Genomic DNA, 14,005 nt, shown 5'->3' on the forward strand with positions numbered 1-14,005 from the left:
CACAGAAGACACGTTTACTGGTTCCCGACAATCGAAACGCGTTGCAGCGACGACGCCATATGACTCTCCGCTGTTCCCCTTGGGCACGCCGGACTCGGCCGTTTTCTGCCATATCCCCGACGTCTGCGCGGCTATAGACAGGCCAACGCCCGCGCACAAGCCGGGAGGCTGTACGCGGGCGCAGATTTTTCATCACTGTCGGTTCGAGTTAGCCGGCGGGCGGCGTCGTTGCCTTCACGGCGGCTTCGAGCTGCGCCTGCGTCATCCCGATCACCGGGCCATTGGGACCCTGCGCCAGTGACGCCTTCGGCAGCTTTGCCTTTGCATTCGGCGTGGCGATCGTCACCATGTCGCCTTCGATCGCCTCGATCGTTCCGACCGCGCCGCCACTCGCATCGCTCACCGCGAGCCCAGGCGCCAGCGACGCGAGGAACTGCTCCTTCTGATCGGCGGAAGCGCCCTTAGCAGCGGTTTCCAGCTCGGCCTTGGTCATGCCGATAAGCAGACCCTTGTCGCTCTGCGCGAAGGATGAGGTGGGCACGCTTGCCTTGACCATACCGGTATCGATCACCGCGACGTCACCCGTGACCGAGGCAATCGTTCCGACCGCGCCACCCTTGGCGTCCATCACGGCGGCGCCCTGTGTCACGTTCACCTTGGCTGCCGCCGCAGGTGCGGTGGCGTCCTGGGCATGAGCGGAACCGGCGCCTGCCATCATCAGGGCCGAAGCAAGAAAGGCTGCTCTCAAAGTCACATCTCACTCCTTTTTGTCGAACATAATCAACGTATCGAAGGATCGACGCGCGGAGCATGACGGTCGTTCCCGGTCGTTACGGCGAATCGACACTATCGTGAGGCGAAACGATCTCCGGCGACGTTCTCCCGCAGAGATGGCTGGGTCTGAGGACGCTGACGGCCCGTCCGACGACACGCCCTATGTTGCGCGGGCGGCCCAAGATGGTCATAGGGCCAACATGCACGACATTCGCCTCATCCGGGATAATCCTGCCGCCTTCGACGCCGCTCTTGCCCGCCGTGGCGCCGCCCCTGCCACGGACGCGCTCCTCGCGCTGGACGAGCGTCGGCGAGCCATTGCGACCGAGCTTCAGACCGCGCAGACGCGCCGTAACGAGGCGTCGAAGGCGATCGGGCAGGCCAAGGCGCAGAAGGACGAGGACAAGGCCGCCGCGCTGATGGCCGAGGTCGGCGCACTCAAGGAGCGCATGCCGGCGCTCGAGAGCGAAGGCGCCGAGGTCGAGGCGGAGCTGGCGGCAGCGCTGGCCGCCCTGCCTAACCTGGCCGCCGACGACGTGCCCGACGGCGCCGACGAGCAGGACAATGTCGAGCAGCATCGCTGGGGCGACCCGCGGAGCTTCGAGTTCGAGCCCCGGGAACATGCCGACTTCGCCGGCCCTCTAGGCCTCGATTTCGAGAGCGCCGCCGCCATTTCCGGCGCGCGCTTCGCCGTCCTCAAGGGCGGGATCGCGCGGTTGCAGCGGGCCCTCGGCGCCTTCATGCTCGATCGCCAGACCGAAGCCGGCTTCACCGAGGTCGTGCCGCCCCTGCTCGTCCGGGACGACGCCATGTTCGGCACGGGGCAATTGCCGAAATTCGCCGACGATCTCTTCCGGACGACCGATGGGCGCTGGCTCATTCCGACAGCAGAAGTCAGCCTGACGAATCTCGTGCGCGAACAGATCCTCGCCGAGCCCGCGCTGCCGATGAAGCTGACCGCGCTCACCCAGTGTTTCCGTTCGGAAGCCGGAGCCGCTGGCCGCGACACCCGCGGCCTGATCCGCCAGCACCAGTTCGAGAAGGTCGAACTGGTCGCGATCACGACCCCGGAACAATCCGAGGCGGTACATGAGGAAATGACTCGCGCGGCCGAGGCGATCCTCGAGGCGCTGCTCCTGCCCTATCGCCGCGTCTTGCTGTGCACGGGCGACATGGGCTTCTCGGCGCGCAAGACCTATGACCTCGAAGTCTGGCTGCCCGGTCAGGGGCGCTATCGCGAGATCAGCAGCATCTCCAACTGCGGCGAGTTCCAGGCGCGCCGCATGAATGCCCGCTTCCGCCCCGCCGGGGAGAGCAAGGGTACGCGTTTCGTCCATACGCTCAACGGCTCGGGCCTTGCCGTCGGTCGAACGCTCGTCGCCGTCCTCGAAAATTATCAGCAGGCCGACGGGTCGGTGACGATACCCGATGTTCTCCGCCCCTATATGGGCGGCTTGTCGGAGTTGCGCCCGGCATGAAGATCCTCCTGACCAACGACGACGGCGTGAATGCGCCGGGCATGGCCGTGCTCGAGCGCATTGCCCGCACCCTGTCCGACGACGTCACCGTAGTCGCCCCGCTGAGCGAGAAATCGGGCGCCGGCCGGTCGCTGACGCTCACGCGGCCTCTGCGGCTGCGGCAGCTGGGCGAGCGCCGCCATGCCGTTTCGGGCACGCCGACCGACGCCGTGATGATGGCGCTGGCGCATGTCATGAAGGACGGTCCACCCGACCTGATCCTCTCGGGCGTCAATCGCGGCGCCAATCTGGGCGAGGATGTCAGCTACTCCGGCACGGTCTCGGCCGCGATGGAAGGCGCTCTGGCGGGGATAAGGTCGATCGCGCTCAGCCAGGTCTATGCGAAGACCGGGGCTGGTCCGAATGTGAGCTTCGCCACTGCCGAGGCCTGGGGCGAACGGGTGTTGCGTCCGCTGCTCGATGCCCCCTGGTCGCCGCGCAGCCTCGTCAACATCAACTTCCCCGCGCGCGATCCCGATCAGGTTCTGGGGGTCCGCGTCGTTCCCCAGGGGCTGCGCGATTATGGCGAGACCGAAATACTTCAGCGGACCGATCCGCGCGGCTTCGACTATTATTGGCTGAAGCTCGCCGGCATGCCGCATACGCCCGCGCACGACACCGACCTGGAAGCCGCCGCAGATGGCTGGGTGACGGTTACTCCGCTCCACTGCGACATGACCGACCGCGCGGCGCTGTCACAGCTCGAATCGCTCTATCGCTGAACGCGGATCGCATGCCCGGGCGTTGCCGTAACGGACGGACCGGCACCTTCCGCCGCCAGCCGGATGCAAGCCGGGGTGAAATGCCTCTTGGGGGCTGCTAACAGGATCCTATGCCTCAGCCTCCCCGCCGCCCCGCCGCCTTCGCCGTGACCGCGCTGATGCTGACATCGGCCTGCATTCCCTCGCCCGATCGGGCCGAGGTGGGACGCAGCGCTCCACCGACGCGCGCTGGCCGGCCCGGGGCCGCCCCCGCCCCGACCGCGACGGGCGCGGCGGCCACGCCCTCGGTTCCGGCGCCACCGCCGCCCGCCGTATCGGAAGACGCCCCGCCCTCGCCGCCGCCCGCATGGCAGGTTCGAACGGTTACGCCCTCGGCGGTCGACGTGCCGTCGTCCGTCTATGTCGTGCGCAGCGGCGACACGTTGCGCGGAATATCCGAGAAGACGGGCGCTGCATCGGAAGCCATCGCCCGGGTCAACGACATCTCGCCGCCGTTCAAGATCCTCGTCGGCCAAAAGCTGAAGATACCCGGCGGGCGCTATCACCGGGTCGGCAAGGGCGAGACCGGCATCGCTATCGCGCGCGCCTATGGCGTCGACTGGCTGCGGATCGCCCAGAGCAACCAGCTTGAAGAGCCCTATATCCTGCGCGAGGGCCAACGCCTTCTGGTGCCCAGCGAGGTCGAGGTGGCGCGCATGTCGCCCGATGAGCGGGCCGCCGCCTTCAGGGTCGATATCGAAGACCTGATCTCAGGGTCGGAGCCTGCGCTAGCAACGCGCGAGCAGCCCAAGCCGCCTGTCACGACGCCACGCACCGTGGCGCCGACGGTCGCCGTGGCCGAACCTCGATCCTTCGGCGGGCGTTTCGACTGGCCGGTCAAGGGCAAGATTTTGCGCGCTTTCGGAAAGATCGGGAGCGGCCAGACCAATGACGGCATAAACATCGCAGTCGAGCGGGGCAGCCCGATCGCCGCTGCGGCGGACGGCGTGGTCGCCTATGTCGGCCGGGACATCCCCGCCTATGGCACGCTCGTGCTGCTGCGCCATGGCGACGGCTGGATAAGCGCCTATGGCTATGCCGACAGCATCACGGTGACCCGCGGCCAGAAGGTCGTGCGCGGCCAAACGATCGCGCGCAGCGGGGCCAGCCCCTATAGCGCCGAACCACAGCTTCATTTCGAGATCCGCAACGGGCTGAAGCCGGTCAACCCGCTCAGCTACCTGCCGTCGCGGGGCTGATCCCGCCCCGTCCGCTGAAGAAGGTCGCCCCAGATCGCGAGCAGCGCGGCAACGATGGCGGCGAACCACAAAGCGACGGCCCCAACCCGCGCGAAGGCGAAGGCGCCCGCTATCGCGCCGACGACGAGGCCGGCCCAGAGCAGCAGAAAGGGCAGCCAGGCCCAGCGGTCGCCGCCGCGCAGCGCCTCGCCCAGCCTCTGGCCGAAGCGCACGAGGGCACCGGTCATATAGGTGACGCCGATCGTCACATCACCGTCGCGCTGGAACACGTTGTTGACGATGCCCATCGCCATGGCGAGCGGGACCAGTGTCGCGATCTCGCTTCCGCCGATCGTCTCGATCCCGGCCGAAGCGGCGACGACCAGCGCGACCAGCGACAGGACCAGCCCCTTGCGGCGGTGCGGCCAGCGAAACCCGACCATGCTGCCCGCGACCACGCCTGCTACGAAGCTCGCGATCAGCAGCGCCGCCAGCCTGGCGACCGGTCCCGCCGCGAGCAGGTCCACGCCAAGCCGCGTCGAATTGCCGCTCATGAACGAGACGAACAGGCCGCCGCTGCGCAGAAAACCGATCGCATCGATGAAGCCGGCGAGCGCCGCCAACGTGACCGCAAGAGCCCATGCGGATATGCCGTAACGCATCATCCTGCCGTCATAGCCCCGCTTCGACATCGCGCGTCAACCGCCTCTCGCCTTTCGCGACGAAAAGGCTTATGTGCGCGCCACCCATGGCAATCGAAATCCCCTCCCCGCCGAAGATCGGCATGGTCTCGCTCGGCTGTCCCAAGAATCTGGTCGACAGCGAGCGCATCCTCACCAAGCTCCGATCGGAAGGCTATGGCCTTTCGGCGGACTATGCCGGGGCCGATGTCGTCCTGGTCAACACCTGCGGCTTCCTCGACAGCGCCAAGGAGGAAAGCCTGGAGGCGATAGGCGAGGCCATCGCCGAAAATGGCCGCGTGATCGTCACCGGCTGCATGGGCGACGAGGCCGATGCGATCCGGGCTCGTTTCCCGAATGTGCTCGCGATATCGGGCGCTCACCAATATGAGTCGGTGGTCGGCGCGGTCCATGAGGCGGCGCCGATGCCGCCCTCGCCCTATGTCGACCTGGTGCCGGAATCCGGGCTGAAGCTGACACCGCGCCATTATAGCTATCTGAAGATCTCGGAAGGCTGTAATCACCGCTGCAGCTTCTGCATAATCCCGTCGATCCGCGGCGATCTCGTCAGCCGGCGCCCCGATGCCATATTGCGAGAGGCGGAAAAGCTGATCGCGGCTGGGACGCGCGAGCTTCTGGTGATCAGTCAGGACACCTCGGCTTATGGGCTCGACCTGCGCCATGCCAGCTATCCGCTGAAGGGCGGCGGTGAAGTCCGTGCCCATATGACTGATCTGGCGCGCGAACTCGGGCGGCTCGGTGCCTGGGTCCGGCTGCACTATGTCTATCCCTATCCGCATGTGGACCAGGTGATCCCGCTGATGGCCGAAGGTCTGGTCCTGCCCTATCTGGACATCCCCTTCCAGCATGCCAGCCCCTCTGTCCTGCGTGCGATGAAGCGGCCTGCGAACGATGCTAAGGTGCTCGAACGGCTCGCCGCCTGGCGGTCGATCTGTCCCGACATCGCGATACGCTCGACCTTTGTGGTCGGCTTTCCGGGCGAGACCGAAGCGGACTTCGACTATCTGCTCGACTGGCTGGACGAGGCGCAACTCGACCGCGTCGGCGCCTTCCGGTTCGAACCGGTCGCCGGAGCGACGGCGAACGACCTGCCGGGTGCGGTGCCCGAAGCGGTTAAGGAAGAGCGCTACGCCCGCATCATGGAAAAATGCGCCGCCATCTCGGCCGCCAAGCTCGAAGCGAAGGTGGGGCGCACGCTCGACGTGATCATCGATCTGGTCGACGAGGAAGGTGGCGCCACCGGCCGATCGAAAGCCGACGCGCCGGAGATCGACGGTGAAGTCCATCTGCGTGACGCCGGCCATCTGACAGCCGGCGATGTCGTCCGCGTCGAGATCGAGGAAGCCGACGACCACGATCTGTTTGGGGTGCCCCTTCCCGCCTGACCGGGCACCGCTACCGGTCAGGGCGGCGGAAGCCGGTCGATCAGCTTGTCGAGCGTGAGCGGATAGTCGCGCAGGCGGATTCCGGTCGCGTTATAGACCGCATTGGCAATCGCCGCACCGGCGCCGCAAATGCCGAGTTCCCCCACACCCTTGGCTTTCATCGGCGAGGATTTGTCGTCGAGCTCGGGCAGAAAGTGCACGTCCTGCTCGGGAATGTCGGCATGGACCGGCACATGATAGTCGACCAGGTCGCGCGTCACGAAATAGCCGAAGCGTGGATCGACCACGAGCTCTTCCATCAACGCTGCTCCCGCTCCCATCGTCATCGATCCGATGACCTGACTGCGTGCCGATTTCGGGTTGAGGATGCGTCCTGCAGCAAAGGCACCCGCCTGACGGCGGATGCGGATCTCGCCGGTGAAGGCGTCGACTCCCACCTCGCAGAAATGCGCCCCGAATGTTGCCTGGGCATAGCGTTTGGAAAGGCTCCCGAACTCTATTCCGTCGGTTACCGCAATGCCGTCCGGCCCCACTGCCTGGCCCAGGGGAACCCGGCGGTTCCCCGACACGACATGACCATCGGCGAAGTCGACCTCGGACTCGTTGAAGCCCGCCTTCTGTGCGATCTCCCGCCGAAGCGACAGGCAGGCCGCATAGACCCCGGCGGTCGCGCTGTTCGCGCCCCATTGCCCGCCAGATCCGGCCGACTTCGGAAAGGTGCTGTCGCCAAGGCGCACGTCGACATCCGAGATATCGACGCCCAGCATTTCGGCCGCAGTTTGCGCGATGATCGTATAGCTGCCGGTGCCGATGTCGGTCATGTCGGTCTCGACCCAGACCCGACCGTCGGTCTCGATGCCGACGCGCGCCTGGGACGAAGTCACGAGATTACCGCGGAAGGCGGCGGCCATTCCCATGCCGATCAGCCACTGACCTTCACGGCGGCTCGCAGGCTTCGCCGGCCGCTCCTTCCAGCCGAAGCGGTCGGCGCCGACGCGCAGGCATTCGATGAAAGGGCGGCTCGAGAAGGGACGCTCGGGGCCCTTTTCAGGATCATATTGCACGTCATTGCGGATGCGCAGCTCGACCGGATCGATCCCGACCTTTTCCGCCAGCTCGTCCATCGCCACTTCGAGTGCGAGCATGCCCGCGGCTTCGCCCGGCGCGCGCATCGCATTGCCCTCGGGCAGGTTCAGCTCGCTCAGATAATGGGCGACCAGCCGGTTCTCGCCGCGATACAGCAGCCGGGTCTGAATGCCGGCGCTTTCGGTTCCGCCCCCTGGTTGATTGCCCGACCAGCTTTCATGGCCGATCGCGACGATTCGCCCGTCGCTATCGGCACCCAGGCGGATACGCTGCACCGTCGCCGGCCGGTGGGTGGTATTGTTGGCGATGTGCGGGCGGGTGAGCGCGACCTTCACCGCGCGGCCGATATGGCGGGCCGCAACGGCCGCGAGCAGGGCATCGGCCCGGATCCACAGCTTCGAGCCGAATCCGCCTCCGACATAAGGCGAGACGATCCGGATCTTCTCCTTGGCGATACCCAGCGTCACCGCCATGTCGTCGACCGCGTCGGCGATCATCTGGTTCGAGGTCCACAGCGTCAGCTGATCGCCGTCCCACAGAGCGGTGGACGCGTGCGGCTCCATCATCTGATGGCTCTGGTCTGGCGTGGTATAGCGCTCGTCGAGCTGCACGGGCGCCGCTGCGAAGCCGGCCTCGAAATCGCCGGTGCGGCTTACCCCCGGACCCGCGAAGCCGCGCGGAGCGGGTCTGGCGTGCGGAATGGATTCTTCCAGATCGAAGCGCCCGTCCTCGGCGACATAATCGACCTTCAAGAGGAAGGCGGCGTCGCGTGCCTGCTCGAGGCTTTCGGCGACGACCACCGCCACCGCCTGGTCATAATGCTCGATCGCGGGGCCACCCAGCAGGTGCACCGCGTGGGACCGCGCCTTGCCGAGCGAACCTGCATTGGCCGATGTCAGGACCGCGATCACGCCCGGTGCTGCCTCGGCGGCCCGGCTGTCGATGAAACGGATCCTTCCCTTTCCGATCGTCGCACCGACGACCCAGCCATAGGCGGCCTCTGGCGCGACATCGTGACGTTCATAGGCATAGGGTGCTCTGCCGCTCACCTTCAGCGGCCCATCGACCCGATCGAGCGGCCGACCGACGACACGCTCCCGATCGATCGGATTGGCGCCTGCGGGGGTTTCGAACTTCAGGCTCATGCCGATGCCTCCGTCAGGGTTGCCGCCAGCGTCCGCCGCGCCAGGGTCAGCTTGAACCGATTCTGCTCTGTCGGCCTCGCTTCCGCCTCCAGGGCATCGCCGATCGCGTCGGCGCCGCCACGCTTCTCCGCTTCCTCCATGCGCCACGGCTTAGCGGCGACCCCGCCGATCGCCACGCGCCGGTCGTCGCCGCTGACGATCGCCGCGACGGACACCAGCGCGAAGGCATAGGAGGCCCGGTCACGAACCTTGCGGTAGACATGCCGCCCCGGAAGAGGCGGCGGAAGCGTCACATGGGTGATCAGCTCTCCGGCCTCCAGCGCGGTTTCGACATGCGGTGTCTCGCCCGGCAGCTGGTGAAAATCGGCGATCGCGATCGTTCGCGTGCTTCCATCGGCCCTCACCGTCTCCACCCTGGCGTCGAGGACCCGCATGGCGACAGCCATGTCGGACGGGTGCGTGGCGATGCAATGCTCGCTACCACCGACGATAGCCAGGCCCCGGCTCATCCCGCCGATGGCCGAGCAGCCCGAACCCGGCACGCGCTTGTTGCACGGCTTGCTGACGTCGTAGAAATAAGGGCAGCGAGTGCGCTGGAGCAGATTGCCGGCGGTGGTCGCCTTGTTGCGCAATTGCCCCGATGCACCGGCCAGCAGCGCCCTCGACAGAACCCCATAGTCGGTCCGCACCCGATCATGCGCGGCGAGATCGGTGTTGCGGACGAGCGCGCCGATCCGCAGTCCGCCATCGTCCTCATCCTCGATGCGATCGAGGCCGATCCGGTTGATATCGATCAGTTGCGCCGGCTGCTCCACCTGAACCTTCATCAGGTCGAGCAAATTGGTCCCGCCGGCAATGAAGCGTGCGCCCGGATGTGCCGATGCCAGACGCGCGGCATCGGCCGCATCCGTCGCCCGGTGATAATCGAAGGGCCTCACGCCGCCGTCTCCCCTGCGACCTGCCGGATCGCTGCGATGATGTTGGGATAGGCGGCGCAGCGGCAGATATTGCCGCTCATCCGCTCGCGCAGTTCCTCGTCGGAGATACGAACGTCGAGGAGATCGGCGGTGACGTGGCTGGGCACTCCGCGCTCGATTTCGTCCAGCACGGCCACGGCCGAGCAGATCTGCCCGGGCGTGCAATAGCCGCACTGATATCCGTCCTGCTCGACAAAGGCCCGCTGCATCGGATGCAGGGCATCTGGCGTGCCCAAACCCTCGATCGTGACGATATCCTCACCGTCGTGCATCACAGCAAGTGAGAGGCAACTGTTGATCCGCCGCCCGTCGACGATGACGGTGCAGGCACCACATTGTCCATGGTCGCAGCCCTTCTTGGTGCCCGTCAGCCTCAGATGCTCGCGCAGCAGATCGAGCAAGCTCGTGCGCGGGTCGAGATCGACGCTATGCCCGGCGCCGTTCACCCGGAGGGAGACCGTCACGGCCGCCGGTCCGGTCGACCGCTCCGCGGCCGCCATTTGCTGCGTCATAGATCACTCCCTCAATCGGAACATAAGATGTTCGACCTTCGCGCGCTTCCCGCCCATGGAACGGACCAGAACGCACTGACGTCAAGCACACCCAACGCCACTGCGCGCTACAGGTTCATTTCGTTTGCGCGCAACATCATCATAGCCTTTGGGGAAGCGGCCAAGCCACGGCCATCGACGCAGTTCAGCCCCACAGCGCCGGCGAAGGGGGGTGTGCCACACCCCGATCGAAGCGGATCGGCGATTCGCGGTCGGCTGCCAGCAACAGAGGCCCGTCGAGATCGACCCAGCGCGCCTGTTGTGCCACGACCATCGCGGGGGCGATGGCGAGCGATGTGCACAACATGCAGCCCACCATCAGGTCGAGCCCTTCCGCGCGCGCGGCGTCTGCGAGCAGCAGCGCCTCGGTGAGCCCACCGGCCTTGTCCAGCTTGATGTTGACCGCGTCATAGCGACCTACGCAACGGGCGATGTCGGCCCGGTCCTGACAGCTCTCGTCCGCACATAAGGGGATTGGCGAGGCGATGCCGTCCAGCAGATGATCATGTCCCGCCTTCACCGGCTGCTCGATTAGTTCTACGCCATGAGGCAGCAGCGCAGCGGCTTCCGCCGCAATGTCGCGTCCGGTCCAGCTTTCATTGGCGTCGACGATGATCCGTGCATCGGGGGCACCCCGGCGCACCGCCGCCACCCGGTCGATGTCGCCCTCGCCAGCCAGCTTGAGCTTCAGCAGCGGATAGGTCGGCGCGGCAGCGCGTGCATCGGCCTCCATGCGCGCTGCATCCCCCAGCGATATGGTGAAGGCCGACGCGCGTGGCGCGATCGCGTCCAGACCCACCAGCGACCAGGCCGGACGGCCGTCGCGCTTCGCCTCCAGATCCCACAGCGCACAATCGATCGCGTTGCGCGCCGCACCGCGCGGCATGATCCGCAGCAATTCCGACCGCCCGATCCCATCCGCGATGCGGGGTCCCAGCGCCAGCACCTGGTCGAGTACCGACTGCGACGTTTCACCATGATAATAGATGGCCGTTGCCTCGCCCCGGCCGATGGCTGTTCCGTCGGAAAGTTCGACGGCAACGACATCCACATGCGTCTTTGCACCGCGCGCAATCACGAAACTACCGGCTACCGGCCAGGTCTCGATCCGCGCGGCGAGGCGAGCCGCGAAACGCGCCTCGGTCATGTCAGCGAAGAGGAATTGTCGACGCGACGCCTCGGGATCGGCTGCGGCTCGCGCGACGGCCAATAGGTCTTGGGCGCGATGCGACCACGCTTCTCGAATGCAGCGCGAACATCCGGTCGTGCCAATAGACCGGCCCAGAGATCGCGCAGGCGCGACGGCGGCGCAGCCCACAAGGCCCCGGTCGGTTGAAACTGGACGATCAACTCGCCTGCCACCTGATCATCGGCGAGCCCCTTCACGGCCAGCTGCGCCGCTTCGGCGTCACGCTTCAGGCAGAGAAGCGCTTCGATCGTGGCTGCGTGATTTTGCCAGGCGAGCGACTTGAGCCGCTCGATCGGACCCGCCGCCTCGGCGCCACGCCCCAGCGCCCCCAGCGCACAGACCTCGCTGCGGTCTATCCAGCGCATCGCGAAATCGCTCAATATACCCTTGCCCTTGACCTGGATCGCGCGAGCGATGACCAGCGCCTGAGCGGGGCGGCCGATCTCGTCGAGATATTCGGCATAGGTGATCAGCGCGGGCCCAGCATCCGGCGTCTTGACCAGATCAAGGGTCAGGAGCGTCGACATATAGTCGGCGGCCTCCGCCTCGCGTCCCGCCAGCGCGAGGGCACGCCCATGGAGCATGGCGATCTCCATGCGCTGTTCGCTCATGCCCTCGGCGATCTCCGAGCGCGCCGTCAGGTCAGCTGCTTCCTTCGCACGACCGAGCAGCAACAGCGCATTGGCCGCATCGCGCAGCGCCGGCTCCGAGTCCTGCATGTCGCCATAATCGGCCAGCTTCTCCAGCGCGTACCCCTCCAGGGCGATCTTGCCTGAGGGGCCAAGGCGGCGCTCGACCGATGGCCAGAGCGGCGCATAGTCGCGGTCGATCAGCAAGGAAGACAGCGTCTCCGGGTCGTCGATCCGGTCGAGCAAGGCGTCGGCCTCGTCGATCCTGTTCGCCTTGACCAGGGTTCCCACCGCTTCGCCAGCCAGCGCTGTGCCGAGATCCGGCACGTCGGCGGGTTCCCAATTCGCCTGGGCGAGCGCAATCACCATGTCGCCACGGGCCGTTTGTGCCTCGGGCGACCTGTCGCTGCCGAGGCGACGGGCGATCTCCCGCACCCCGCTCCCGGTCAGCACGTCGAGCGAGCCGGGTGTCTGCCGCGCCAGTCGGGCCAGCTGATCGGCCGCATCGCGGAACCGGTTTTCTCCGGCGGCGACTATCACGCCATAAGCGAGAACGAGCCCATCGCGCGGGCTGGCCTCGGCCAGCTCCCGCTGGACCGCCGCCATTTCGAGGAAGCGCGCTTCCCGCGCAAGGCACAGGAGCCGCATCCGCTGGACCATTTTGCGGTCGTCGCCGGTGAAGTTCGCTGCGACCGGATCGAGTATCGCCAGGACGCCCTTGCAATCCTCGCGCGACGCCGCCTCCCGCGCGCCGACGAGCGCGGCCGCAAGGTCGGCCTTCGATGTTGCCACAGGCTCTGCCAGACCGATGGACGATCCGATCAGCCCCGCTGTCGCAAGCAGGGCTGCTGCGCAAACCCGGCCGAGGCGCCACCCGCGCCTATCGCGCATTCGCGGCGATCCACGCATCCACGACCGGCGCAATCTTCTCGCGCCAGCGCCGACCGTTGAAGATGCCGTAATGGCCGACCTTCTCTGCAAGAAGATACTGCTTCTTCTCGTCGGGCAGCGCGGTCGCGAGCGACAGGGCCGCCTTGGTCTGGCCAATGCCCGAGATATCGTCGCGTTCGCCTTCGATCGCGAGAAGCCCGATATCCTTGATAGCCGCCGGGTCCACCAGCTTGCCGCGGTGCATGAACTGGCCCTTGGGCAATAGATGCCGCTGGAAGACCTGGTCGATCGTCTGGATGTAGAATTCCTCGGTCATGTCGCAGACCGAACGATATTCGTCGTAAAAGGCCTTGGTCGCGTCCGCGCTCTCCTCGTCGCCCTCGACGAGATGCTTGAACATGCTCCAATGGCTGACGAGGTGGTTGCCGAGGTTCATCGCCATGAAGCCGGTCAGTTGCAGGAAGCCCGGATAGACGCGTCGTCCTGCCCCCGGATAGAAAACCGGCACGGTGTGGATGACATTCTGCTCGAACCAGGCAAGCGGCCGCTGTGTCGCCACGGTGTTGACTGCGGTCGGCGCCTCGCGCGTATCGATCGGACCGCCCATCATCGTCAGCGACGCCGGGCGACAGGGATTGCCGTCCGCCGCCATGATCGCCGCAGCCGCATAGGCAGGCACCGACGGCTGGCACACCGCGAGCATATGCGTGCCCGGGCCGAGCTTCTCGAGAAACTCGACGAGATAGTCGACATAATCGTCGAGGTCGAAGCGGCCATCGCTCACGGGCACGAGCCGCGCGTCGCGCCAGTCGGTGATATAGACATCGTGGCGGGGCAGCATCCGCTCCACCGTTCCGCGCAGCAGCGTGGCGTAATGGCCCGACATGGGCGCGACGATCAGCAGCTTCGGCTGGCCGCTGATACCGCGCCGCCGGAACCGCTTGAGCTGGCCAAAGGGCTTCCGAAGAATGATTTCCTCGGTTACGGCCACCGTCTTTCCGTCGATCTCGACCTCGGTGAAACCGAAATCCGGCTTGCCGCGCGATGCCGAGGCATGGGCGAAGACGTCGAGTCCCGAGGCCATCATCGGTGCCATGTTGCTATAGGACATCGGGTTCAGCGGATTCTGCAGCCATTGCGCACTGATATTGGCCCATGCGCTGGCGGCGGACATCAGGGTCCGCTGAAACTCATAGGCGTCGTACAGCATTCACATCTCCG

The 14,005-nt window shown here is 66.3% G+C and carries 12 protein-coding genes; 4 read left to right on the plus strand and 8 right to left on the minus strand.

Annotated features, from left to right (window positions below; all coding sequences use genetic code 11):
* Positions 1-208: 208 nt before the first annotated feature.
* On the minus strand, positions 209-754 hold the full coding sequence (locus G6P88_RS03025; protein ID WP_165321774.1) for a hypothetical protein: 546 nt from the start codon (positions 752-754) through the stop codon (positions 209-211).
* Between the two features lie 220 nt (positions 755-974).
* Between G6P88_RS03025 and serS the strand changes: the two genes are divergently transcribed.
* The 3 genes from serS to G6P88_RS03040 all read left to right on the plus strand — a co-directional run bounded on the left by serS (position 975) and on the right by G6P88_RS03040 (position 4,251).
* A complete protein-coding gene (gene serS / locus G6P88_RS03030) occupies positions 975-2,252 on the plus strand; it encodes a serine--tRNA ligase (protein WP_165321775.1) in 1,278 nt (425 codons plus the stop codon).
* Entirely contained in the window at positions 2,249-3,013 is a 765-nt protein-coding gene (gene surE / locus G6P88_RS03035) for a 5'/3'-nucleotidase SurE (RefSeq protein ID WP_165321776.1), read from the plus strand. Before serS ends, surE begins: the two co-directional genes overlap by 4 nt.
* Positions 3,014-3,123: 110 nt before the next feature.
* A complete protein-coding gene (locus tag G6P88_RS03040; RefSeq protein WP_165321777.1) occupies positions 3,124-4,251 on the plus strand; it encodes a M23 family metallopeptidase in 1,128 nt (375 codons plus the stop codon).
* Here the strand turns inward: G6P88_RS03040 and G6P88_RS03045 are convergent.
* On the minus strand, positions 4,230-4,922 hold the full coding sequence (locus tag G6P88_RS03045) for a YoaK family protein (protein WP_226946701.1): 693 nt from the start codon (positions 4,920-4,922) through the stop codon (positions 4,230-4,232). The genes G6P88_RS03040 and G6P88_RS03045 overlap by 22 nt on opposite strands.
* A gap of 56 nt (positions 4,923-4,978) precedes the next feature.
* On the opposite strand from G6P88_RS03045, the gene rimO reads away from it, so the two are divergent.
* Complete coding sequence (gene rimO, locus G6P88_RS03050) at positions 4,979-6,316, plus strand: 30S ribosomal protein S12 methylthiotransferase RimO (protein WP_165321778.1); 1,338 nt, start codon at positions 4,979-4,981, stop codon at positions 6,314-6,316.
* Positions 6,317-6,333: 17 nt separating this feature from the next.
* Here rimO and paoC read toward each other — a convergent pair whose 3' ends face one another.
* The 6 genes from paoC to G6P88_RS03080 form a co-directional block, all read right to left on the minus strand.
* A complete protein-coding gene (gene paoC, locus G6P88_RS03055) occupies positions 6,334-8,541 on the minus strand; it encodes an aldehyde oxidoreductase molybdenum-binding subunit PaoC (RefSeq protein ID WP_165324865.1) in 2,208 nt (735 codons plus the stop codon).
* Positions 8,542-8,543: 2 nt separating this feature from the next.
* On the minus strand, positions 8,544-9,485 hold the full coding sequence (locus G6P88_RS03060) for an FAD binding domain-containing protein (protein WP_165321779.1): 942 nt from the start codon (positions 9,483-9,485) through the stop codon (positions 8,544-8,546).
* On the minus strand, positions 9,482-10,036 hold the full coding sequence (locus G6P88_RS03065) for a 2Fe-2S iron-sulfur cluster-binding protein (protein WP_165321780.1): 555 nt from the start codon (positions 10,034-10,036) through the stop codon (positions 9,482-9,484). Before G6P88_RS03065 ends, G6P88_RS03060 begins: the two co-directional genes overlap by 4 nt.
* Before the next feature lie 184 nt (positions 10,037-10,220).
* Positions 10,221-11,222, minus strand: a complete 1,002-nt coding sequence (gene dgcA, locus G6P88_RS03070) for an N-acetyl-D-Glu racemase DgcA (protein ID WP_165321781.1) — start codon at positions 11,220-11,222, stop codon at positions 10,221-10,223.
* Positions 11,219-12,784, minus strand: coding sequence for a tetratricopeptide repeat protein (locus tag G6P88_RS03075; protein ID WP_165321782.1), 1,566 nt, complete (start codon positions 12,782-12,784; stop codon positions 11,219-11,221). The genes dgcA and G6P88_RS03075 overlap by 4 nt, the downstream gene beginning before the upstream one ends.
* On the minus strand, positions 12,774-13,994 hold the full coding sequence (locus G6P88_RS03080; protein WP_165321783.1) for a polyhydroxyalkanoate depolymerase: 1,221 nt from the start codon (positions 13,992-13,994) through the stop codon (positions 12,774-12,776). Before G6P88_RS03080 ends, G6P88_RS03075 begins: the two co-directional genes overlap by 11 nt.
* Positions 13,995-14,005: the final 11 nt, after the last annotated feature.

The sequence above is a fragment of the Rhizorhabdus phycosphaerae genome (assembly GCF_011044255.1).
Lineage (GTDB): Bacteria > Pseudomonadota > Alphaproteobacteria > Sphingomonadales > Sphingomonadaceae > Rhizorhabdus > Rhizorhabdus phycosphaerae.